The organism is Spirochaeta dissipatitropha (assembly GCF_054657935.1).
The window spans coordinates 1-24,649 of sequence record NZ_BAAHXT010000005.1 but is presented as its reverse complement, the minus strand read 5'-3'; the positions used below and the strand labels follow the sequence as shown (position 1 = coordinate 24,649).

Here is a 24,649-nt window from a genome sequence, read left to right as displayed (position 1 = left end):
AGGGGAAAAATGTCGGATAGAAATATGTACACAGATGTACCTGCAATAGAAACTGTTGGACTGGTTCGCGACTTCGGTTCTACCCGTGCAGTAGCCGGGGTAGACATTCGTGTTCCGCAGGGAGCGGTCTATGGGCTGTTGGGTCCGAATGGAGCCGGAAAAACTACTATTGTACGCATGCTTGCCACTCTGCTTCGGCCAACGGCCGGTACGGCACGGGTTTTGGGCTACGATGTTGTGAATGATTCTTTGGCCATTCGCAGACAGGTCAGTCTTACTGGACAGTTTGCCTCGTTAGATGAGGATCTGACATGCAGGGAAAATCTGCTTATTATTGCAAGATTATTTGGCTATTCCCGCTATAATGCCAATCAACGTGCAGATGAACTACTCGCTGCCTTTGACCTTCAGGATGCAGCAAACCGACAGATCAAGTTCTGTTCCGGCGGGATGCGCCGCCGGGCAGATATTGCAGCCGGAATTATAGTGCGGCCTGCACTCGTTTTCCTTGACGAACCAACTACAGGTCTGGATCCACGCGGCCGTAACTCGGTCTGGGAAATTGTACGTGCTATGACTTCTGAGGGAACAACGGTTCTATTGACTACTCAGTATCTTGATGAAGCAGATCAGCTGGCTGACCGCATCGCTGTGATTGATCAAGGCAGAATAATTGCAGAGGGTACGAGCGGAGAACTGAAGTCCTCGGTTGGGAGTGGTAGGCTGCATATCCGGGTTACAAAGCCTGAACATCGGCAGGCTGCAGCCGCTCTGCTCCAGCGCTGCATACATGTAGAACCGCATTATGAGGCAGATCCTTTTGCAGTTTCTGCACTGGTGTCTGATATGGACACCGCAGCCCGGGTTCTGCACGAGATCAAACAGAGCGGGATAGACGTATCCAATTTTTCCTTTGGCAGACCTAGCCTTGATGAGGTTTTTCTCACACTTACCGGTCATGCGATCGGAAAACCGACTGGAGAAGCACATGAAAACGAATGAATCAAATAATACTTTGCGCAGCGTATTGTCAGAGGCTACCCGTCCAGTCGGAGCGGGATCTATGACTGCATCACTGGTATTCTGCTGGCGTGCCTTACTTAAAATCAAGCACGTTCCTGAGCAGATGTTTGATGTGACATTGTTTCCCATTATGTTCACGTTAATGTTTACCTATCTTTTCGGAGGCGCTCTGGCAGGTTCTGTTTCTGTCTATCTGCAGTTTTTACTGCCTGGTATTTTAGTGCAGAGTGTTGTTTTTATTACCGTGTACACGGGATTCGGTTTGAATACAGATATTTCAAAAGGGGTATTTGACCGTTTCCGCAGTCTTCCGGTCTGGCAGCCATCTGTTATTGTCGGAGCTCTGTTGGCAGATTCAGTACGCTACAGTATTGCCTCAATTATAACGATAACTGTCGGTTTGATTCTTGGATTCAGACCTGAGGGAGGAATTATCGGACTTCTTGCCGGTGTAGTTTTGTTATTGTTTTTTTCTTTCAGCATTTCATGGATATGGACAATGCTGGGACTGATACTGCGAACGCCAAATTCAGTCATGGGGGTCAGCATGATGATTCTTTTTCCCTTGACATTTGCCAGCAACATATTTGTGGATCCGTTGACAATGCCTGGCTGGCTGCAGTCTTTTGTTGCGGTGAATCCGGTTACTCTGGTAGTCACTGCGGTACGCGAAATGATGCATGGTGACTATAAGTATCTGAGCATAATCCCTGTGCTGTTGACCTCGGCAGGTTTTATAGCGGTATTCGCACCACTGACCATGTTTTTATATCACCGCAAACACTGACGACTTATAGATTCCAGCTTTGTTGACATAGAATCGTATATGGTATCTAGTAGAGGCTGGCTCACTCCTTCTACATCCTTCCCATGCCTGTACCAGGACTGATTTTCTACAAAAATAAAGAGATGGATTAATCTATGGCCCTTCTGAATAAAACGTATAATGGATTACATTCTATTGTCGTCGTCGGGAATTATTTACCCCGTTTGTGCGGGATCGCAAGTTTTACGACTGATCTGGTTGAGGCAATTTCTGCTTCCGCCCCTGATATCAGCTGCCGGGCGGTGGCGATAAACGATCGGACTGAGGGTTATGAATATCCGGAAAAGGTATGCTTTGAGATTAATCAGCATAAACTTTCGGATTATTCGGTAGCTGCGGAATTCATCGCTGCGAATCATGCAGACATTGTTTGTGTCCAGCATGAGTTCGGCATTTTTGGCGGTCCAGCCGGCAGCCATATTCTGAAGATGCTTGCTGAACTGACGGTGCCGGTGGTAACAACACTACATACGGTACTCAAAGAACCTTCATCGGAATACCGGGAAGTGATGCTGAAATTGGCTGCGCTTTCGGATAAGCTGATTGTGATGAGCCACAAGGCTATCGAATTTCTTGTTGAAATATACGGGATACCGGTGGAGAAAATAGCCTTTATCCATCATGGTATTCCGGATACTCCGTTTATGGATCCCAGTTTCTACAAGGATCAGTTCGGAGTAGAGGGCAGAAAGGTACTACTGACCTTCGGTCTGCTCTCACCCTCAAAGGGAATAGAAAATGTACTGCAAGCGATACCTCTAATAAAGGAAAAGCATCCTGATATTTCATATATTATTCTTGGGGCGACACACCCGCACGTCCTGAAGACTTCGGGGGAGGAGTACAGGATCGGTCTGCAGCAGCTGGTGCAAAGCCTGGGAATTCGTGATGAGGTGATTTTTCTCAACCGTTTTGTCGGTCTGACAGAACTTTGCGAGTATCTGGGTTGTGCAGATGTCTACATTACTCCGTATCTCCAGGAAGCCCAGATAACCTCCGGCACCCTGGCCTATGCAATGGGTACCGGCAAAGCAGTTATCTCGACTCCGTATTGGTATGCAAACGAGATGCTGGCAGATGATCGTGGAATTATCGTTCCGTTTATGGACCCCCAGGCTATTGCCGAGCAGGTAATCGCAGTTTTTGATGATGACAAGAAACGCAATAGTATACGGAAAAATGCGTATACATTTACCCGTGAGGCTGTCTGGAAGAAATCAGCCGAGCGTTATCTTGAAGTCTTCAGTGAGGCCCGGTCCCTGAGAGCCAGGTCGCCACGGCCGAGGTACCTGTATGACGATTCTGTAGCAACGATTTCCAACTTTGAGCTGCCAGAGCTGAATCTTGATCATCTGACAATGTTGACTGACGATACCGGGATTTTTCAGCATGCGATACATACAGTTCCCAATCGAAATCATGGATACTGTACCGATGACAACGCCAGAGCTCTGATTGCCTCTGCCATGGGACAGAAATTGTCGGTCGATGACAGCCGCTACCTGAACTCCTACACCAATACCTACCTTAGTTTTCTACAGTATGCGTTCAATGCAGATGAGGGACGGTTCCGGAATTTCATGACGTATGATCGCCGCTGGGTTGAAGAAACCGGCTCTGAAGATGCCCATGGACGGGCCTTGTGGGGGCTGGGTAAAGCATTGGTGTATCTTGATTATTCGGGACAGATGGCCCTGGTTACCAGTCTGTTCAATCAGGCGGTACGGGTTGTTGAGGAGTTTACATCACCGCGGGCAATTGCTTTTTCCCTGATCGGGGTACATGCGTATCTGGAGAAATTTGCCGGCGACAGTGAAGCCAGACGGATCAGAGAGGTTCTCGCTGGCCGACTGTATGCCCAGTTTGAAAGTCATGCCAGGGAAGACTGGCCCTGGCTGGAATCAGCCTTGAACTATGCCAATGCCAAGCTTCCGCATGCCCTGCTGATTTCTGGTCAGTTTACTGGTAATAAAAAAATGCTGGATATGGGGTTGCAGTCTCTGGCTTGGCTGATTGACCTTCAAACCCTTGAGGGGCATTTTTCACCGATCGGAAATAACGGCTGGTACCATGAAAAGGGTGTTCGAGCCCGCTTTGATCAGCAGCCGATTGAAGCGCATGCAGCAATTGAAGCTTGCTCCGAAGCATTCAGTATTACCGGTGAACGGCAGTGGATAGATCGCTCGGTTATGTGTTTTAACTGGTTTCTGGGACAGAATGATCTGAACTCACCCATTTATGACCCCGCAACCGGTGGCTGCAGGGACGGATTGATGGCGGATGGGGTCAATATGAATGAGGGTGCAGAATCAACCCTTGCCTGGATCCTCTCACATCTGGCGATGCAGAATCTCTACGGTGAGGAAATCCTGCAGCAGTCTATGGGCAAGCCCCCTGGAACGCTGAAGGGAGATCAGTAGCGTGCGTATCGGAATGATATCACCGATCGCCTGGCGTACACCGCCCAGGCATTACGGGCCATGGGAAAACGTAGTATCGGTTCTGACCGAGGCTCTGCTTGATGCCGGACATGAACTTACCTTGTTCGCAACCGGCGATTCTATAACCAGTGGTCATCTGGAATCGGTGTGTCAGCATGGATACGAGGAGGATGCAGGCATTATACCAAAGGTATGGGAATGTCTGCATATTTCCGAGGTTTTTGAACGTGCAGCCGAGTTTGATGTAATCCATAATCATTTTGATTTTTTGCCGCTTTCGTATTCTGCGCTGGTAAAAACACCGGTTCTGACAACGATTCATGGTTTTTCTTCTCCGGGAATCCTTCCGGTGTACAGGAAATATAATGAATCAAGCTACTATGTCTCTATAAGCAACTCCGACCGTTGCGGGGATCTGGATTACATAGACACCATATACCATGGGATAGATATACCGCGCTTTGAATTTTCAGCTGAGACTGAGGATTACCTGCTATTCTTCGGACGCATTCATAACGATAAAGGTGCCAGAGAAGCCCTGGAGATCGCGCGTGAATCTGATATGCGCCTGGTGTTGGCAGGTATTATACAGGATGAGGAATACTTCAAGCAGCATATTGTTCCGTACATTGATAATGACCGTGTGAAGTATGTCGGGAGTGTTGGTCCTGAAGAACGGAGTAGACTGCTTGGAAAAGCAGCCGCAATGCTCCATCCTATCCAATTCGATGAACCATTTGGTTTGTCGGTTGTTGAGGCCATGGCATGCGGAACACCGGTAATCGCATTCAATCGGGGGAGTATGCCGGAGATAATCCAGCATGGCAGGACAGGCTTTCTGGTGGAAACCGTCGGAGAGGCTACAGCTGCTGTGGCGCGCCTGCATGAGATTGACAGAATGTACTGCAGAAATTACTGCGAGAAGAATTTTTCTGCAGCTCGCATGGCGAACGACTACATAAAGGTCTATAAGGAAATAATCAGATGCAATTGAAAATAACACGGAAAAAGACCAGAATCCTGCGGGATGATTCACGGGTAATAACCCGGATGCACATTCCAGGGGCAAAACGGATCCCGAAAATCATAGACCGGGTATTGTCACTGTCTGAAGATGATGCAGGGGAATTACTGGAGAAGGTTCTTGCAGCTTTTTCCGATCGGCACAAGGATATCAAACTCATCCTGAAACGGAATTACCGCAATGTCAGAGAATATTCTTCAGCAAAAAAAGCGGTAAGTGAAACAAAGGAACTGCTCATTGGTGCTTATTTCACCATGGAATATGCCATTGAATCGGCGGCATTGTTTAACCCCTCGATTGTCCCGGATCCTGATCAGAGTAATCTGCCGGCAGGAAGCCTGCGGTTTATTATGAGTCTTCGCGCAACGGGTGAGGGGCATATTTCCTCCATTGTTTTCCGTAACGGTGTTATCGATAAAAGTAATACAATTGTTTTCAATTCACCCAGCGAGTTTGTAGAGACCCCGCATGTACATGTGGATCCGGTGTTTGATCGCCATCTCTTCCAGCTCAAGCTGGATGAAATGCAGGCCAGTGACATTGTGAGTAAACGGGTTCTGGATCAACTGGAGGATGAATTCAGTTATGATGAACTGAAAGAAGCTATCGGTCGGGTGTCAGTAAACTCAGTGGGATCAAAGCATTACAAGACAATAGAGATCATGCATTGGCTGGCTGACAGTAATTACACTATCGAGTTCGATGCTGATCATATGGTCTCGGAACGGGTGCTTTTCCCGGTCTCCGAAAATGAAACCAGCGGAATAGAGGATGCACGATTCGTACAGTTTATCGATGATGATGGTGAAATGTGCTATTATGCAACCTATACCGCTTATAACGGGGTGAAAATTCTGCCGCAGCTTATTGAAACCAGGGATTTTGTTTCTTTCAATATTATTACCCTGAACGGACGAGCGGTGCAGAATAAGGGAATGGCTCTTTTTCCAAGGAAAATCAAAGGAAAGTATGTAATGCTTTCGCGTCAGGACGGTGAGAATAACCATCTCATGTATTCTGATCACCTGCATTTCTGGCAGGATTCACAGATTATTCAGGAACCTGCCTATCCCTGGGAGTTCATTCAGGTAGGCAATTGTGGATCTCCCATCGAGACCAGTGATGGTTGGCTGGTGCTGACCCACGGAGTAGGTCCGATGCGCCAGTACTGCATTGGAGCGATGCTGCTGGATCTTGAGGATCCATCTGTAATTATTGCCCGTCTGAAGGAACCACTGCTGAGTCCGAACAGCGAGGAGCGTGAAGGATATGTTCCGAATGTGGTATATTCATGTGGTTCATGCATTCACAATAATGAATTGATTCTTCCATATGCAATGTCCGATATTTCATCTGGTATTGCAACCGTGAATATCAAGAATCTGATCAGCTCAATGGAAGTCTGCAGCTGAGAAGAGGGGGTATATATGAAACGAGTACTGACACTACTGCTTTGTATTGCCGGTCTCTATTTCGGTTTTGCCATACTGCTGGCCGGTTGCCAGACGAGAATTCTATATCAGCCGCATATGGGGCTCGGCTGGATCGGAACACCGGATCAGCAGGGAATGGATTGGGAGTCGGTTCAGCTGGAAACCGAGGATGGTGTTCTGCTGGATGCCTGGTGGGTTCCAGCCCGGAACCCCCGCGCTGCACTGCTGTTTTTTCATGGCAATGCCGGCAATATATCTCATCGCATACATTCTATCCGTCAGTTTCACGATCTGGATTTATCAGTTCTGATTATTGATTACCGTGGCTATGGTCGCAGTGAAGGCAGACCGTCCGAGGATGGTACAGCCAGAGATGCCCGTGCGGCATATGACTGGATGCTTCGCTACAGCGGTTTTACTGCAGAACAGATAGTTGTATTCGGACGCTCACTGGGGGCAGCCGTGGCTGCTGAACTGGTCCGTGAACACAGCAGCGCAGCCCTTATTCTTGAATCTCCATTCCGCTCGGTGCCTGCCCTTGCACGCAGTCTGTATCCCTGGTTGCCGCTTGGACCCTTGATTCGATACCGGTATCCAACCGAGCGCTATGTCAGTGAAATTACTGTTCCCATCCTGGTAATTCACAGCCCCGATGATGAAATTGTTCCGTTTTCCCATGGCCGTGCAGTATACGAAGCAGCTGAAGCTCCCAGTCAATTTCTGGAGATCCGCGGTGGGCACAATACTGGATTTCGTGACAGCGAGCCGGATTATTCACAGGGAATTGATCAATTTCTTTCAGGGGTGCTTCCTGCAGAATAACAGGAAGCAGACAAAGAATTAATTTAACAGTGAGACAGCCCGATTTCTTTATAATTCACCAGCTTTGACTCGTTCCAGGGCCCATAAGGTGTATTTCCGAATGCGGCGATCGGGATCCTGTTGCAGCTCTTCCAGTATGTCCTTCCCCTCTGGTCCTGCCAGGCGCTCCAGAGCCTTGGTTACCATAACCCGGACCTCCGTGTCCGGATCGCGAGCTGCAATTACAATTCCACGGAAAGCAGAAGTAGTTCCAATGATTGACAATTGCCTGGCCGCGGTTCGACGTTCTTCCGGCTTTCGTTGTGACAGACGCCGAACCATGGCCTCGATGCAGCCGGTCTGCTCCAGCACTTCGGTAATATAAGGTCGCAGTGAAGCTATGTCTTCCTGCAGCAGTTCAATCAGGGAATCCTCACATTGTTCACCCATACGGCTGAATACCGCTGTCAGGCGATTTCGCTGCTCCGGGTCCGCGTCTTTCATTATCTCTATCATTGCCTCCAGTTCTTTCGCTGTGGTCTTTCCTGCCAGTGCAATCTCGGCTGCTTCCTGCCGTTCTGATTCACCATCGGTCTGCAGTATGTCGGTAAGTTCTCCTACGGCAGCGGGACTTTCAGAATTGCTGAGTCCCTGGACTGCAGATAGTTGAACCGAGAGTACTTCCTGCGGGTCGCGGGCAATTGCACCAAGTTCTGCAAGGACTTCGTCCTTCCCGTAACTGCCAAGTGCCTTGGCTGCTTCCTGCCGGACCTGTATAACCGGATCCCGCAACAGTGCTTGTGCATCTTTAAGCGATTTGCTGTCACCGTATTCCATGAGAGCCCAGGCAGCTGCGCTGCGGACCATCGGGTCGGCATCAGTGAGTGCCGCTCGAATCGGCTTGATGAAATCCTTGTTATCGGTCGAAGGTACGGCTGCGATCAGTGCAGCGCGAACCTTGCCGTCTTTGCCTTCAAGGATATCCATAACCCTTTGGGTAAATCCGTCCCCATCCTGTTGAGCCAGATGTACGGCGAAATCACGTGCCTGTTGCAGCGGCAGTACCGGCAGATGTTCCAGAACGGTCTGCAGGGTACAGGAGAGCTGCAGGCGGCCAATTACCTGGAATGCCGAAATCCGTACTGCATGTGCCTGGTCATGACGATCTGATGACACAATGTCCAGAAGCTGCGGGAGATATTCACTGTGGTCAAATCTGGACAGAGTCTCTTCAAGCAGTTCCCGCAGGGGGAAATCGATGTCTTTCAGTAAGCTCAGCAGGGCAGGTACCAGCTGTTGAGCATGACTGCCGTTTAATTCCTGCAGAATACATGTCGCTCGGGTTGGAGTTCGTGAAGCCTCGAGTAAACTCCGCTGCAGAATCATAGCAGCTTCTGAATCTCCTCGCTGTACAGCCGCCTGGCATGCCTTCATGAATACCTGTTTATGCATCGGGGATTCTTCAGGATCCAGTTTCATTGCCTGATTGAGCAGGGGAGTTATTAATTGTATCGGTCCCTTGGTCAGCAGGATTCCAGCAGCAATATCCAGTGATGCAGGACTGAGATCGGTTTTTGTGCGCAGGGCGTTCAGAAATCTGAACTCACCCGCATCTGCGGCATGCTGTAGCAGTCCGGCAGCATGTTCCATAGCTTTTGAATCGGAATTATCAGCGTCCCGAAGCAGTCGCTCCAGCAATCCTGCCCTCTGGGCAAAGCGGGCTGCCTGCAGCTGGGTCTCAACATCTCTGGATCCAAGCTGCTGCAGGGCTATGTCATGGTCTTCATGAATACCGGTTTCGAGTTGTTCGAGCAGGTGCAGAATCTGTACCTGGCTTAGCTTTTCCGGATGAGGCATCGCTCTGTTGCGGAAGGATCGCCGGAGGCGCTGCATTGCAGCTGCCCGCACCTCAAATACGTAGTCATTGATCAGTAAGTTCTGTAACTTTTCTGCCAGCAATTCCTGCTTGCTCTCATCTCCCTGAGGGAATTCTTCAGCTATCGTACGCCGTATAAGACTGTGGGGGTCATGAAACATTTCGTCCAGAGCTCTGAGTGAGCGATCGTCATTATCGTGCAGTAAAATCTTGCATGCCATATATCGGACCGACCATTCCGGATGACCAGCCAGTTCCCGAATCTGATCCAGTCGGTCGTGAAAAAACTGTACTGCACGCGCTCCATCGAAATTTTCACCTTTACCGCTGAGGGCAATTTTGCGTACCGACAGAACATCTTCATGCTGCTCCAGCCATTCGCGAAATTTAGCAGCACAGCGTCGTGAACGAAGGGCTGCCAGAAAGACCGCAAACAGTCCGTCTTCGGGAGCGTAGCGCAGCAGTAAATGTACCCGGTTCAGGCTGGGCCGCTTATGGGTAATTCTGATCAACTCCTGTCTGATTTCCGGATTATGGTGCATCCGCTTCAATCTTCGGATAAAACGCAGTTGTCTGATCAGCAAAATGCTGCCAATCAGGGCAAGAAGGATTATCGCTGAAACAGCAGCAATCTGGAGAGGCTGTCCAGTCAGGAGTTGGTCTATAAAAGCAATCATGTGTTCTCCTTAGTTAACTATCTTAAGAACCTTGAGAATATGCAGAGGCTTGCGCTTACCTTTGACGGTAACCGGATCCATTTCCTTCAATTTAAAACGATCACCAATCATATCACGGGTGTCCTGGGTAATAATGATATCATTCGGCCCGGCTACACCTTCCAGGCGGGCTGCAACATTGACGGTATCTCCGATCACGGAGTAATCCATTCGCTGATCGCTACCCAGGTTGCCGGCAATCAGTGGTCCGGTATGCATGCCAATTCCGATTTTCAGATGACTGGCATCACCAGTAAAGAATTTTCGCTGCGGTGAGTTGACAAGTGCCTGGAGCTCAACGGCGCATGACACGGCCGCAACAGCATCGGTCTCAGCTGAGTACATCGGTACTCCCCAGGCTGCCATAATACAGTCACCTATGAATTTATCGATAAAGCCGCGGTATTTCAGAATCAGTTCAACGGCCTCGCTGAAGTATTCATTCAGTACCCCAATAATGAACTGTGGATCCTTGCTCTCAGTAAATGAGGTGTAACCGCGAATGTCTGCAAAAAAGATTGTGGCAGTTTTCTTGTCGCCACCGGGTTTTACCAGCTCTGGTGTCTGCATCAGCGACTGGACGATATCGTTGGACAGGTAGCGTGCAAACATGTCCTTGATAGCACGGCGTTCCTCAACAACCGTGTTCATCTGTGATTTCAGCTCCTGCTCGGCACTCTGGTCGGTGAACAGCAGAATAGCCCCTTCCTTGCGTCCGCGTTTTCCGCGCAACGGGGATATGTTCAGCGAGAAATCGATTTGCTGTGATTCTTGCTGTAGAATTTCCTGCAGGCCAAGAACTTCGCTGCCCTCACTTTCCGAGCGCTCTATTGCAGATAGAATATTCTTGCTGAATTTGCCGGCAAAAACCGTATTGAACTGACGTCCAATATTTTCATCTGTTATACCGAGTTTTTCACAGGCGATACTGTTGCTGTACTCGATACGGCCCTTTTCATCCAGAGTAACCAGCAGATTGGTCATGGAGGAAAAATACTGGATTGGTAGCGCTCAAGTTCCTCTATTGCTCGGTACTGCTCCTGAAGTTCCCGGTACAGGGAGGCGCTCTGCAGGGTTCCTGATGCCAGCTGAACAAATGATTCGAGAAATGAAAACCGGTCACGCCGGAAAAATCCAGGAGTTTCAGCGTTTAAAATCACGATCCCGATAGAGTTTGATCCGCTGAACAGTGGTAACACAGCTGCACTGTGCATTGACGGGTGTAGGAAAGCACTTTGAAAATAGTGCGGATGAGGTGCCGAGAGAACCAAAGCCTCGCAGCAGTCCTCCAGAAATTCGATCAGTTCGTCGTTCAACGCTATACGCTGCGGTGCGTTCCAGCGACCACGTTGTGCTGACAGGCGCAGCACCTGCTCTTTCGCGTCGTCCGGCGGATACAGGTAGGCACAGCAGAGTGAAGCATTCGTTATATCATGGGTCTGATCCACCAGCACCCGAAGCTGATCGGTCTGTGTGTTTTGGGCTGCCAGAAGTGTGCCGGCCCGGACAAAGTTACGGAAAGTCTCTTGAACATCCATTGGCAATCCTTAGTTACAAGACTAAGCTCTTGCAGTCAGATACACAAGGGCTTTTAATCCTGCATGGTGAATAGTCCTTGAGTTTCTGACTATGCTATAAAAATGATTAAATTATAAAAATTTAGTATATTAGAAATATGAGATATTTTAAAATTGCTGGATTTGTCGTGCTATTCGTCCTGAGCCTGACCCTCAGTGCTTGTGCATCCTTTGCATCGTTTTCTGTAGGATTAAGCGGACAGAGCCGGGGAGTCGAGACGATCAGTGTAGAGCGTATAGGTGGATTCCGTAATAACAGTACTGTACAGCTTGAGGCCGGCAGTTATCGTGGTAACCTTGTAATTGACGCTAACAGTGTGACCCTTAATGGTGCGAGGACCGAAAGGACGTTCATTACCGGAAATGTCACGATTACAGGCAATAATGCGGTACTGAAGAATCTGCGGGTAAATGGGAACGTCAGGATGGAAGGAAATAACAACGATATCAGCGCTGCCCGGGTTGATGGCAGGATCATATCGGTAGGTCAGAACAACAAGTAGCAGAATTCGTCCTTCTTAAATGTAATTTTGCAATTTCCTCTTAATACTTGTGCTTTTTTCACAATACCATACTATATTAGTCAGGTATGAAAACAACAAGTACGGCAAAAACTAAATCAGCAGTTCGATTTGTATGCGCTGCTGCAGTATGTATTGCATTGATTTTTGTTGTTTTACTCATGAGCGGTGCCCTCGAGCTTGTTGAGCGACCATTGCTGGATATCCGCTACCGTCTTTTTAATCAGGAAAACCCGGTGAGCCCGGATATCGTTTTTATAACAGTAGACGAACCCTCCCTGGCCGAGCTTAACCCGCAGATCGGTGGCTGGCCATGGCCCAGGGGCACGGTTGTTTCCAGACTGATCGCAGATTATGTCATGTCAGGTGAGCCGGGGGCTTTTCTTTTTGATTTTATGTATTCAGAATTCTCACCAACCAGACCTGGCGGTGAGCTTCCAACTGATGAAGACTGGGATATGGTCGAAAGCGCTTTATTCTGGCCACGGCAGAGCTACCCCGTTTTCTTCACCGATTTGATTACCCCGGAAACTGTAATAGATGTTGAACAAGTGAATGATGTTCAGCCCATGTTTGAGGCGGCTGAAATCAGTTTTGCTTTATCCCTTGATTACAACGACGGTTCCATACAAGCGCTGCAGTACCGCGGATATCTCGCTCCTTTCGACCCCTTGCGTGAATACGCTGCAAATCTCCATGCAGTCAATTATGTGTCGGATCCTGATGGTGTTGTACGCCGGTATCCTCTGCTGGTTGAGTACCAGGATCGGTATTATCCCTCCCTGGCTCTCAGGGCTGTATTGATGATCCAGGAACCGGACAGTCTGTCGATTCGCAATCAGACTCTTGAACTGAGCAAGGATGGACAGCTTCTACAGACAGTACCTCTGGATGAACGGGGAAGATTACGCGTAAATTTCCATCGGAGAAATACTGATTTTGAATTCATATCTGCGAGCGATGTAATCCTCTCGGCACAGCAATCTGCCAGGGGAGATGCCGAGCCGTTGATTCCTTCTGAAGAGTTTCGGGATCGAGCTGTTATATTCGGTGCACAGGCACTGGCTTTAATGGATGTACTGGATATGCCTGTTGAAACCGATGCTCCCGGGCCGCTTTTTCATGCGCAGGCCTTGAGCGAGCTCCTTCAGGGGCATTCACTCCACTTCGTTTCCGAGCGCACTCACATATTATCTATACTGATTCTTTCACTGCTCTCTCTGGCGCTGACAGTCTTTATTCCAGGCAGACAGATAAAGACACTGCTGGTTCCGGTTCTTGTCACAGCAGGAGTATTCGGGTCTTTGCTGCTGTTTCAACATGCAGGAATTGTTGTCCATATGACGGCCGTATTTGGTTCTTCAATGATTGGATTTTTTGCTGGAATCGGGTATGTAGCCTCCAGTGAAGGACGGGAGCGCGCCCGCATAACCGCTGCAATGGGAAAGTATCTGGCCCCTGCTGTCATGAATGATGTACTGGATAGATATGAAGAACTGGTTGGAGAGGTAGGAGCTGCAAGGGATGTGGCAGTACTGTTCTCCGATGTCCGGGGTTTTACATCAGTAAGTGAAAAGTTCCCGGCTGAAACCGTAGTATATGTCCTGAATAAATACCTTGAACCGATGATCGACATAGTGTTTCAGCATGAGGGAACGCTGGACAAGATGATCGGCGATGCAATTATGGCCTTCTGGGGTGCTCCGGCTCCAGATCCTGATAAGGAATCAGCAGCAGTAAATGCCGCACTCGACATGATAACTGCCCTCGACTCGATTAACGAAGAACTTGAAGAAGAGGGCCTACCGCAGATTGTGATTGGCGTGGGAATAAATACCGGCCCGGTAATAGTCGGTAATATCGGCAGCGGAAAAAGACTTGACTACACAGCCATTGGTGACAACGTCAATCTTGGCAGCCGGATAGAGGGACTCACGAAATATTACCGCAGTCCGATTCTGGTCAGTCAATCCACCTATGAAGCTGCAGCAGAAAATTTTGTGTTTGTGGAAGTCGATACAGTGGCTGTAAAAGGCAAGGCAAATGGTGTCGGTATTTTCAGACCACTCTGTACAGTGGGTGATCCGAGGAAGGAATATTTTCAGGAAATGGCACATGCATTTACAGATGCACGCAGGCAGTATCTGAGCCAGCATTTTACAGAGGCTTCCAGTTCGTTTTCATCGATAGCAGAAAAATATGCGGAATTAGACGGACTTGCCCGAATGTTCATCGAACGTGTTGAGATGTTGATCCAGCACAGCCCGGGAGTAGACTGGGATGCAGTATGGAAGATGGAGGAAAAGTAGCTATGAAGAAGTTCCATGTGCGCATAATGCTGTGTGCAGTGCTGTCTCTAACGTTTACAACTGGTGTGCTGAGTGCAGCAACGATGTTCGTGACAGCACGGATTTCACCGGTCTTTCTGGAAGCCTCCACTGCCAGTGCGCGCCTGGACCAGCAGCTACGCCGCGGAGATCAGCTCGAACAGATCGGGCAGGCAGAAGGCTTCGCCATGGTACGTCTTCAGGATGGTCAGGAGGGATGGATTCCAGACCGCTTTGTCGACGCACGACCCCCGGACGATATAGCACCCCGCAATGAACTGGCAGACCTTGAGTCGAGAACAACTCGTAGACGCGCCAACAGCTATTCAACCTCAGCCGCAGCTGCCCGTGGCCTGCGTGAGGAGAATGTACGTTCTCGTGAAAATGTTTCATTCAGCGACTATGACCTTCGGGCAGCAGAGTGGCTGCATGGTGTAACCCGAATCAGAGAAGGGGAGGTGCTCGATTTTGCCGCAAAACATGGAATCGGTTTCTAGATTTTCAGGCCGGAAAGGCCTGTCGTTTTTCCTGCTGTTTCTGATTACAGTCGGGATAGTCATCTCCTCCTGCGCCAGCGATCCGCTGTATGAGCAGCGCATGAGTTTATACCGGGAGCAGGAAGTCGGCCGTTCTGCGCTTGCAAAAACCGCCGGGCAGTATGGATTACTGAGGGATGAAGAAATTACGAGATACATCACCCTGCTGCTGCAGAGCCTGGCATTGTACGTCGAGCGGCAGGACCTGACTTATCGGGCAGCCGTGCTGGATACCGATCAGGTAAATGCCTACGCCCTGCCCGGTGGATATGTTTTGCTCACGAAAGGTTTGCTGCTGCAGCTTGAGAATGTGAATGAGTTGATCGGTGTACTGGCTCATGAACTCGGTCATATCAATCTGGATCATCCCCTGGAGTATGTGAGCATTGAAATATCCAGAGATGCAGTCGAAACACTTGCTCATTTCCTGGCTGGTGGTCGTCAGATAGTCACCGCCACTGCAGATCAGATTAATACAGCCCTGGAAGAACGCCTGTTTTTTGAAGGCTATGCCCAGGATGATGAGTATGATGCTGATAGATATGCACTACAGCTGCTTGCCGATATCGGCCTGAGTGCGGAGCCCTATATCGGCTTGCTGGAACGACTGCAGACAGCCGGGGATAAGGATAATCTGGATGATCTTTCCCGGACTCACCCGTCGCTGGAGGATCGTATCAGCAGACTCAAATCGCTTGTTGTGCCGGGTTTGGCAGTAATCAGGGAGAATGAAGATTTTGAAGAAATGCGCAGTCGATTGTTGTGCTGTAAGGAGGACTGATAGCATGTGGAAACTACGAGTAATGGTACTGCTGCTGATGGTGACGAGTGCTGGTACGCTGTTGGCTGACGGCCCGCATTATAATAATGTGCTGATTGGTGACCGGGCGGCTGGAATGGCTGGTGCTTATACTGCTGTGGCCGATGGCCCGGAAGGTGCATGGTACAATCCAGCGGGTTTGGTGTTTTCCGATAATCTGTATTTTTCACTGTCCACCGATGTGGCAGGCTACAAACGCACGGTATATCGGGATATTCAGTTAGCGGATCCCTCCATAATTGAGACCACTCCGGATTACAGCCGTCAAAGCCTGGAGTTCGCCCCCAATTTCTTTGGTTTTGCACAGGATGGCAGGTATGTCACCTTTGCTTTCTCCATTGCAACAACCGAATCCGAGAGTTTTGATCAACGGGATGTTCTGACTTTCGAACTGACAGAGGCAGCCAGAATTGCGACTGGTGCGGAATCTCTGGTCGCAAATGCCAGTTATAATCAGGTAAAGCGTCGAAGTGAGGCTGGGCCGAGCATTGCGTTTCTGGCAGCTGATTCCCTGGGCATCGGGTTCGGGCTGTTCATGGGCTATGAAAGTGTTCGCTATATTCAGATTGACAGCATGCGCTTTTTTACCAATGAAGGTCAGAGTGAGCTCGAAGAATATTTCCGCACTGCCTATCTTTATTTCAGCGAACAGATCATAAGCCTGCGCCCCCAGGTCGGTGTACAGTGGATGCCCACTGACACGGTTTCTCTGGGTCTTGCTCTCTCATCTTCTCTACCTGTCTGGGGCAGAATGGGGAATATGGAAACTATCTTCGAGTATGACAATACCAATAATGATTTTGATTTTGATGGATCGCTATTTTTCCCGCCTGAACAGCTTGAAACCCGGACCGTCCTTTCACACGGTATGATACGTCCCGGGCATATAGGCAGTTCATTCGGAGCCGCATGGTTCCCGTCCCCGGCATTTCTCATGAGTGCAGATTTTCGTGCCTATGTACCACTGGCTGCGGCCGATGGCATGAAAAACGAGTTTACCTGGAATGCTGCCGCCGGGGCAGAATGGTATCCGGAGCCGAATTTTCCGATCCGTATCGGGGCCTATACGAATCGGTCCAACCGGCCTGAACTCGAATCAGGAAAGGTTAATCAGGCTGAAAGAATTGACTATTACGGGGGAACCTTTTCGTTTGGTTTTGCTACAGCCGAAACAACACTCAATATAGGCTTGAATGCTGCGTATGGCAGAGGAAAGGCGCAAATACTGGCATGGAATACAGACATTCAGACTGTTGACAGCTTTCAGCTGTCGGTCTTCCTTGGCGGAGGCTATCAATTTTAGGAGGAGTAATCGTATGAAATTAATACGAGTAATGAGAGGATCAGCAAGTATCATGGTGATGCTGCTTGCTTTCGGTTTTTTGCTGGCAGCTTGCGATACTACTGAAACCAGCAATGGAGTGGGGGACAATAGTCAGCCAACGGAGGTTGAACGTAATGTACCAGGCAGGATTTCTGCAAACGTACCAGCTTCACTGAAGAACCAGAATAACGGTGGAGCCCAGACAAGCATTGTGTTTCAGAAGAATGCAAGCGAAACAGCGGGGGGCTTCGGCGCTTCAGCAAATATTGAAGAAATACGGGAAGCAGTAGGACGTCTTGAGAATGAAATCGTTGATGCCGTACTGTACCTGGTTATAATTGATGAATTGATACGCTCGGAATCGCTTACGCTTTCGAACACGCAGCGTTCATCCCGTTGGGTATCGGTCAGCAGCGCAATGATCGATTTTGCCCTGGAAGTAGTCGGTAATTCCGTCAGCAGCGGCCGGGCAGAGGCCGCCGAAGATGAGTTTGCGAACTACGAAGGAATGGAATTATTTATCCCTCCGTTTGTATACAGTAGCAGCAGTCTATCTGGTTTTGATCGCTCATTTTCTTTTATAGACGACTATGAACACGCTGACTTTGATGATGTTTTCAGTCTTGATCTGCACTGGAGTAATGACATGAACCGAGTGCGTGGGGTCTATTCCTATGAAGGCGGAGACCAGTCATCATCGTATCAGGGAGGGGCAGTATTCTCCTACAATGCTGTTCAACAGAGTTCAACCCTCGTTTCCTATGGTGTGTTTGATGACGATGATTTTGGCAGTTTCGATTATTTCGATGAAATCAGATTGCGGTCAGAAGACGATGGCGCGTATCTGGTCATCTCGAATTATTTCATAGTGGATGATGATTTTGATACCTTTGAAATTTCCTACCGTGCCCGCGGTTTTGCAGATGACGATGGCGGCTTCCTGGAGGCTGACTGGGCATGGCGGGGGGACGGATTCGCCGATCGCGACCGCACCCGCGAGGTCTTTAGCAGCGATGCGGTCAGCTATTTTGCTGTTCGGGACGGAAGTTCATGGCTAACCCAGCAGGGCAATCCCAGCGCATGGGATGCATATTCAGAACAGCTGTCCTCCTTACCGTCCATGAGCGATATCGGTTTTGATGATGATTTTTCCGGTATGTACAGTGGTGCAGGAATACAGGTGCGCCCTGAAACCGAGCTGATTGCTATCAGTGGATCTCCGTCTGGATCGGATTTCATCTTTCTTTTCAACAGCAGCAGTGCTGCCGATAGTTTTGAAAGCAATCCCGACTCATTCAGTCAATGGGAAGCTCTTATCGGTATCGGATTCCGGCAGGATACCGATAGCAATCAGTGGGAGATCGAGGTATTTGAAACTGCTGCCTCGGCCTATGTCGTGTATGAAATATGGAATAATACTGACGGTATTTCGTATGAGGCGCATGGTTCTGCAGTCACTCTTTGATTATTAATTCTGGCTGTTGTTTAGTATAGGGACGTGGTGTTATAGCCACGTCCCTGTGTTATCTCCTCTTCTTATTGATGTTATGCTTGTCTCAGAAAACCGATGAGATAAGTAGGTAATCGTGAAGTTATTAAAAAACATCATAAAAGAGCAGACCGAGAACACAGCCCCTGAGAATACTGTTATTGGATTCTCAGGGAGTCCAAGGAAAAACGGGAATTCAGACCTGGTATTGAAGCAGGTCCTGCAAGGTGTAGAGGATGAAAAGATTGAGTCTTGTTTTGTACGTTTACAGGATGTTCACTTCCAGGGCTGCATCGGCTGCGAACAATGTAGAAAAGATAAAATCTGCACTGGTATAGTAGATGGCCTCTCTCTGATATACAGACAGATTATCCTGTCAAAGGGGCTTGTTCTCGTTTCTCCTACACATAATTATAATATTACATCCTGGATGAAGGCGTTTATCGATCGTCTATACTGTTTTTATCAATTTGAATTACCCCGCCCAGGAGCATGGTCAAGTCAATTAGCAGATCAAGGAAGAAAGGCTGTTATAATTGCTATATGCGAGCAGGAAAATGAAAAGGATATGGGCTTTACTATAGATGCAATGAGAGAACCGATAAAAGCCATTGGCTATGACATTGTGAGCGAGCAAGCAATATTCCACGTTTTTGAAAAAGGTAAGGTAAAATCCGATTCTGACGCTTTAGACCAGGCCTATAATATTGGGAAAGAATTCGCAAGTTCAATCGTCAGTTCACACACTCCTGCTCTGTGAGCTTCCCTGCCACCCTCTTATTTATCCCACTCTATTGACATACCGCTGGTACTATACGATATTCAAAAAATGCGGCTTACCAGGGATCAGAAAATTCGACTCGGACTGTTTTATCTGGTCGGCGGAGTGCTGACTGTTGGTATCTTTGCGCTGGTTATAGGCGATTTGCTGTTGCAGACACGCGACACGTATTATGTGGAGCTTGTCAGCCAACCAGTCAGCGGGCTGCAGACCGGAAGCTCTGTCTTGTACCAGGGCATAAATGTTGGCCGGGTGGAAGACATTCGGTTCGACCCAGAGGAACCCCGCCGGGTGACTATCGTTTTGAGCCTGCAGGAAGGTACTCCCATAAAGGATGATGTTGAAGCTCAGCTTACTATGACCGGCATAACCGGCGCCCGGCAGATCGAGCTTATCGGAGGTGGCCGGTCCGCTGCGCTGCTTCCGCCGGGATCGCACATTTCCTCCGGGACCTCACTGTTCGATAACATAACCGGAGACGCTCAGGTTATAATAGCAAAGGTCGAGCAAACCCTGAACAACATTAACCAGTTGCTGGGGCCGGACAACCGGCAGCGCGTGAGCAACATACTGACTGGAGTTGACGACCTCATTGTTGCAAACCGGGAACCCTTAACCGCATCCCTTGAACGACTTGATGCAATTACCGGGAATGTACAAATTCTGGCCGAACATGCGGCAGCGATAAGCCGGCGAATAGACGAGAACACCAGCGGTGAAGATTTTGAACAAGCCGTTGCTTCCATCTATGTGGGGGCAAACAATCTGCAGCTTATTACTGAACAGATCAAGGCGATCACCTCCTCGTCGGAATGGGAGGATATCCTGAGCAATACTACACTGACTGCAGAGCGAACTGCAGCGATAGCCCAGGATGCATCAGCTTTGGCGGCCAGTTTTTCAGAAATCCCGCTGGCCGAGATCGCCGGTGATGTAGCTTTGCTACTGGAACAATTCAGTGCAACCTTTAATCGCATGGACATGACAATTATCCGGTCGAGCCGGGATGTACTGAGGTCAATGGAAATCCTCAATGAAATACTTGAGGACTTGAGCGATTTTTCGCGAATCATCAGCCAGGATCCTTCCAGTCTGATTCGCTTTTAATACAGGGCCATGTGTCCCGGGAGTCTGAAATGATGAACACAAAGATAGCATCAGTGCTGATAGTGATCTTACTGCTGGCAGCATGTCAGACTACTGAACAGGCTCCTACCTTCTATTACACATTGGACTATCTGGACTACACCGAGCAGTCAGACTTGCGACGTCAGGAAGCTTTACCGTACCGGGTCTGGATTCAGACCGCCGAGATCCCCCGCACCTACAGTGGACGACAGATTGTTATTCGCCATTTTGGTCCCCGCATAACCTACTCCGAGAACGATCTCTGGGCCGGTCGACTTGCCGATTACTTCCCTCGTCTTATTATCAGCCGGTTACAGGCCTACAACAGCTTCCGCAATGTTAGTATGGATTTTCTGGACACCCGGCCAGATTATGAAGTAGCTATTTCCGTCAACCGGGCTGAACTGGTTCAATCTGAAGCTCTCAGCGAGGCTTCGCTGGAAATGACTCTGGCCCTCCGGGACGGTAGCAGTGGACAAACCGTACTGTCTCACAGTGCGAACAGAATGAAACCCCTCTATGCTGCATCTATGGAGCTGTATGTCCAGACCCTGAATGAAATCGTACTGGAGGAGATAGATGCATTTATTGAAAAGGTGTACATGCACTTGAGCGGTACTCCGGATGAGGTTTCAGCAGACGATTCGAGTAGACTGGAAACCATACCTGATGAACCTGTCGAAACCAGGGAAGGTCACGGGATACTGCTGATGCCAAGCATAAGCGGCATTCGCGGCACCAGCAGCTACCAGGCCATCGCTAGCGACGGAAGCGCATACAGTGGAGTGTTCGGTCAGGACCTTGCACTGCCGGCTGGTCAGTATCAAGTGCGCTACGGCACAGGGCCGGACGAGCTGCGCATGACGATGCAGGGTATACAGATACGCCGCGGATACCGAACCCTGATTGATCCTGAATGGGGTGAGGTCTCAGTCGAAATAATTGATGAGCGGCGCAACAGCCGTGATGTAATCTATGAAATATTTGATTCATCCGGCACCAGCTATATCACCCAGTTCCCTGCACGCGAAGATCTTGGTGATACCACCAATGTACTACAGCTGCCACCTGGTTTATATAAGATCACTATCGATAATGAACCGTTTAATACCTACCGCAATTTTACAACCCTGAAAATCGAGAAAGGCGAGTATAAACGTCTAACGATCGTGGTCGATGCTGCGGAGGGTCCCGTCAGAATGATCGGTGCCGGCATTTTGAGTGACGATGAACATCTGCTGTCGGTAGGTAACTGGAGTCTCAACAGTTCTATCCATGCAACCCTGAATCTATCCGCCAACCACGGTTCCGCACCGGCGGAGGCCGATTATTCTGGAACTCTGACCGGTCAACTGGATAACCAGTTGAGGTTTATTCAGAACCGACTCTCATTTACTGTCGATCATTTCTCTGAACTGGGTCTGGGGTATGGGCGTGATGAGGGCTTGATCATAAGTCAGGATGATTTTGATCTGAAGATTGCTGCCATTTTCGACGTCTATCGTGATATCGGGTTGTATGCCGGATTCGATGTAAATTCACATCTGTTTGATCGCTTCGATTACTCGCCACCTGAAGGTTTTGATGATCCGGTGAAATTGGCCCCACCGTTTTTCCCGTTGCGACTGCGCGAGGGAGCTGGTTTAAATATCAGGATGCTGAATCATCCCCGGGCATCCATGACCCTGCGTAGCGGGTTCGGTCTGCGCCAGGAATTCAATACCGATGTGATACAGCGTTCCAATGATAATAATGACTACATTGAGCTGGAGAATACTTCTTCGGCCGGACTGGAACTGTCAGCGATGGGCAATTTTCGGCCGCTACGACGGGTTCAGCTGAACACAAGCACCTATGTGTTGTTCCCGCTGCTGGAGGGAGATCAAATAATCCTTGAATCGAGTGCCGAATTTAACTGGACGCTATTGCAGTCTATCTCACTCAATTATAGATTTCAGCTACGCAACCGGCCCGGTGAGGAGGATTTCGTACTCGACTACGATCATCGCATGGTACTGCGACTCACCTACCTGCTGAACTGAGGGGCTACCGTATATGAGTAAAGAATCAGTTGTTATAGCCCCTTCAGGTACGCTTGATCGGAGTCGGGTTCCCGCTCTACTAAAGCAGTTGCCCCGCAAGGGAGAGCCGGATTCAATAGATCTCAGTGATCTTGATGAACTGGACCCCGCCGGCATAGTTTGTATTCGCAAACTGCTGCACGACTATCCGACACTGGCTGATACAGCATTCTCCAGTCTGCCTGAAAGACTGCAGGAAATTTACTCGGCATTCAGCAACGATAATCTACCCCTATCAAGCCCGCCGAAACCTCCGTCTCTGCTGGAACATATTGGCGGATCAGTGGTCAAGCGTCATCACGAGCTACGCAGCTTTCTCCAGCTGGCTGCCGACAGCGCGTTTTTCTCGGTAAAGGGTGTTTTCTCAGCCAAGGGACGACGTGCTGGCAGCGTTATTCAACACTGTTTTACCATGGGGGTTGAGGCTGTCGGGATTATCGCTCTGCTTTCAACCATACTCGGTTTTATACTTGCTTTACAGGCTGCAATACAGCTGCAACAGTTCGGAGCCGGCATGATGGTTGCCAACCTGATTGCGTTGTCGCTTATCCATGAGATGGGCCCGATTATGACCTCCATAATTATTGCCGGACGTACCGGCTCCTCCATTGCCTCCGAGATTGCGAGCATGAAGGTAACCGAGGAGCTCGATGCCCTGAAGATGATGGGAATGCATCCGATCCGCTATACCATGGTGCCCAAAATGCTGGCTATTACCCTGGTTATTCCACTGCTGCTGACACTATCCATCGTCACCGGAATACTGGGTGGAACGGTCGTGGGAACCATATATCTTGATATCAATCCCATTACCTACCTGGAGCAGAGTGCTTCGGTTGTGGTACTGCGTGATCTTGTACGCAGCTACAGCAAAACCGTTGTATTTGCCTGGGTCATCGTACTCATTGGAGGACACTACGGATTTCAGGTCCGGGGGGGTGCCGAGGAGGTTGGTCGAGCCACAACGAAATCGGTAGTAGCGGCTATTTTTGCAATATTAGTACTCGATGCACTGTTCAGTCTCACGCTGCTGATAGGATAAATGTCTATGCAAAGTTCTGTACAACTGACCGATATAACCGTTGGGTACGACGACACAGCTATACTGAAGGATATATCACTATCCATACCTACCGGAAAAATAACCGTTATACTGGGTGAAAGTGGTTGTGGCAAATCCACCCTGCTCAAGACAATGTTGAGACTGATTCAGCCAAACAACGGCAGCATATCAGTGCTGGACAAAGATGTCTTATCACTGGACGAGGCTGGCTGGGAGTCCTTGCTACTGAGGATCGGAGTACTGTTTCAGAACGGCGCATTGTTGAATTCCATGACGCTTCTGGAGAACGTTGCTCTTCCGCTGGAGCAGCATACACAACTTCCGCCGGATATCATTCATGACCTGGTGCATCATCAACTGGCCCGGGTCGGTTTGGGTGGCGACCTCTACAAATTGCCGGGAGAACTATCGGGGGGCATGCGAAAGCGAGCCGCACTGGCACGGGCAATGATCCTTAACCCCTCTATTCTTTTTTGTGATGAGCCTTCCGCCGGGCTTGATCCGGTGACGGCTCGCAGTCTCGATGATCTGCTGCTGGAACTGAAACAGCAATATGATATGACAATCGTGGTTGTCACCCATGAAATATCCAGCATAAAGCATATTGCCGACGGACTGATTTACCTGGAAAATGGTGGCGTTGCTTTTCATGGCAGCTTGAGCCAATTGAATTCCCCCCAAACTCCCGACTCAGTGCGCCGGTTTTTTTCGATCAGCGAGTAGCGGGACAGATAACCACGCGCCCTGAGGACAGCACATCTTCAATTATCCCTGCCCGCTGCTGGTTTAATTCCTGATAGTAAGACAAAGTAAGCATCTCGAAGGTATCTGCTGCAAATTGGTCCTTGGTGTATATCCGTGA

Annotated in this window: 20 protein-coding genes; 17 read left to right on the top strand and 3 right to left on the bottom strand. The window is 49.2% G+C overall.

The window, feature by feature from the left end; all coding sequences use genetic code 11:
* Positions 1-24 precede the first annotated feature (24 nt).
* The 6 genes from ACYQ2L_RS07045 to ACYQ2L_RS07020 all read left to right on the top strand — a co-directional run bounded on the left by ACYQ2L_RS07045 (position 25) and on the right by ACYQ2L_RS07020 (position 7,569).
* The gene (locus tag ACYQ2L_RS07045; protein ID WP_460053291.1) at positions 25-1,002 is read left to right on the top strand and encodes an ATP-binding cassette domain-containing protein; all 978 of its coding nucleotides are present in this window, start codon (positions 25-27) and stop codon (positions 1,000-1,002) included.
* Complete coding sequence (locus ACYQ2L_RS07040; RefSeq protein WP_460053288.1) at positions 989-1,810, top strand: ABC transporter permease; 822 nt, start codon at positions 989-991, stop codon at positions 1,808-1,810. Before ACYQ2L_RS07045 ends, ACYQ2L_RS07040 begins: the two co-directional genes overlap by 14 nt.
* A 134-nt stretch (positions 1,811-1,944) precedes the next feature.
* The gene (locus tag ACYQ2L_RS07035; protein WP_460053285.1) at positions 1,945-4,269 is read left to right on the top strand and encodes a glycosyltransferase family 4 protein; all 2,325 of its coding nucleotides are present in this window, start codon (positions 1,945-1,947) and stop codon (positions 4,267-4,269) included.
* A gap of 1 nt (position 4,270) precedes the next feature.
* Positions 4,271-5,284, top strand: coding sequence for a glycosyltransferase family 4 protein (locus tag ACYQ2L_RS07030; RefSeq protein WP_460053281.1), 1,014 nt, complete (start codon positions 4,271-4,273; stop codon positions 5,282-5,284).
* Positions 5,275-6,726 carry a glycoside hydrolase family 130 protein gene (locus ACYQ2L_RS07025; protein WP_460053278.1) on the top strand — a complete coding sequence of 484 codons (1,452 nt, stop codon included), beginning with the start codon at positions 5,275-5,277 and terminating at the stop codon, positions 6,724-6,726. The genes ACYQ2L_RS07030 and ACYQ2L_RS07025 overlap by 10 nt, the downstream gene beginning before the upstream one ends.
* 15 nt (positions 6,727-6,741) lie before the next feature.
* Positions 6,742-7,569, top strand: a complete 828-nt coding sequence (locus tag ACYQ2L_RS07020; RefSeq protein WP_460053275.1) for an alpha/beta hydrolase — start codon at positions 6,742-6,744, stop codon at positions 7,567-7,569.
* 48 nt (positions 7,570-7,617) lie between these two features.
* Here ACYQ2L_RS07020 and ACYQ2L_RS07015 read toward each other — a convergent pair whose 3' ends face one another.
* The 3 genes from ACYQ2L_RS07015 to ACYQ2L_RS07005 are packed head-to-tail and all read right to left on the bottom strand — an operon-like array spanning position 7,618 to position 11,678.
* On the bottom strand, positions 7,618-10,101 hold the full coding sequence (locus ACYQ2L_RS07015) for a HEAT repeat domain-containing protein (RefSeq protein WP_460053271.1): 2,484 nt from the start codon (positions 10,099-10,101) through the stop codon (positions 7,618-7,620).
* A gap of 9 nt (positions 10,102-10,110) precedes the next feature.
* Positions 10,111-11,124: an adenylate/guanylate cyclase domain-containing protein gene (locus ACYQ2L_RS07010; protein WP_460053268.1), complete on the bottom strand. Its 1,014-nt coding sequence runs from the start codon at positions 11,122-11,124 to the stop codon at positions 10,111-10,113.
* On the bottom strand, positions 11,121-11,678 hold the full coding sequence (locus ACYQ2L_RS07005) for a GAF domain-containing protein (RefSeq protein ID WP_460053265.1): 558 nt from the start codon (positions 11,676-11,678) through the stop codon (positions 11,121-11,123). Before ACYQ2L_RS07005 ends, ACYQ2L_RS07010 begins: the two co-directional genes overlap by 4 nt.
* 137 nt (positions 11,679-11,815) lie before the next feature.
* Between ACYQ2L_RS07005 and ACYQ2L_RS07000 the strand changes: the two genes are divergently transcribed.
* From ACYQ2L_RS07000 to ACYQ2L_RS06950, 11 genes are all read left to right on the top strand, one after another.
* Complete coding sequence (locus ACYQ2L_RS07000) at positions 11,816-12,220, top strand: hypothetical protein (protein ID WP_460053262.1); 405 nt, start codon at positions 11,816-11,818, stop codon at positions 12,218-12,220.
* An 86-nt stretch (positions 12,221-12,306) separates the two neighbouring features.
* The gene (locus ACYQ2L_RS06995) at positions 12,307-14,547 is read left to right on the top strand and encodes a CHASE2 domain-containing protein (RefSeq protein WP_460053260.1); all 2,241 of its coding nucleotides are present in this window, start codon (positions 12,307-12,309) and stop codon (positions 14,545-14,547) included.
* Between the two features lie 2 nt (positions 14,548-14,549).
* Positions 14,550-15,062 carry an SH3 domain-containing protein gene (locus ACYQ2L_RS06990; protein ID WP_460053256.1) on the top strand — a complete coding sequence of 171 codons (513 nt, stop codon included), beginning with the start codon at positions 14,550-14,552 and terminating at the stop codon, positions 15,060-15,062.
* Complete coding sequence (locus tag ACYQ2L_RS06985) at positions 15,046-15,882, top strand: M48 family metalloprotease (protein WP_460053252.1); 837 nt, start codon at positions 15,046-15,048, stop codon at positions 15,880-15,882. The genes ACYQ2L_RS06990 and ACYQ2L_RS06985 overlap by 17 nt, the downstream gene beginning before the upstream one ends.
* 4 nt (positions 15,883-15,886) lie before the next feature.
* Entirely contained in the window at positions 15,887-17,224 is a 1,338-nt protein-coding gene (locus ACYQ2L_RS06980) for a hypothetical protein (protein ID WP_460053247.1), read from the top strand.
* Between the two features lie 13 nt (positions 17,225-17,237).
* A complete protein-coding gene (locus ACYQ2L_RS06975; protein ID WP_460053244.1) occupies positions 17,238-18,710 on the top strand; it encodes a hypothetical protein in 1,473 nt (490 codons plus the stop codon).
* A gap of 121 nt (positions 18,711-18,831) precedes the next feature.
* Positions 18,832-19,494, top strand: a complete 663-nt coding sequence (locus tag ACYQ2L_RS06970; RefSeq protein WP_460053241.1) for a flavodoxin family protein — start codon at positions 18,832-18,834, stop codon at positions 19,492-19,494.
* 69 nt (positions 19,495-19,563) lie between these two features.
* Positions 19,564-20,622 carry an MlaD family protein gene (locus ACYQ2L_RS06965; protein ID WP_460053237.1) on the top strand — a complete coding sequence of 353 codons (1,059 nt, stop codon included), beginning with the start codon at positions 19,564-19,566 and terminating at the stop codon, positions 20,620-20,622.
* A 29-nt stretch (positions 20,623-20,651) separates the two neighbouring features.
* Positions 20,652-22,685 (top strand): ABC-type transport auxiliary lipoprotein family protein, encoded by a 2,034-nt coding sequence (locus ACYQ2L_RS06960; protein ID WP_460053233.1) that lies wholly within the window; start codon positions 20,652-20,654, stop codon positions 22,683-22,685.
* Between the two features lie 13 nt (positions 22,686-22,698).
* A complete protein-coding gene (locus ACYQ2L_RS06955; RefSeq protein ID WP_460053229.1) occupies positions 22,699-23,766 on the top strand; it encodes an MlaE family ABC transporter permease in 1,068 nt (355 codons plus the stop codon).
* A gap of 6 nt (positions 23,767-23,772) precedes the next feature.
* Positions 23,773-24,510 carry an ABC transporter ATP-binding protein gene (locus ACYQ2L_RS06950; RefSeq protein WP_460053226.1) on the top strand — a complete coding sequence of 246 codons (738 nt, stop codon included), beginning with the start codon at positions 23,773-23,775 and terminating at the stop codon, positions 24,508-24,510.
* The last annotated feature ends 139 nt before the right edge of the window (positions 24,511-24,649 follow it).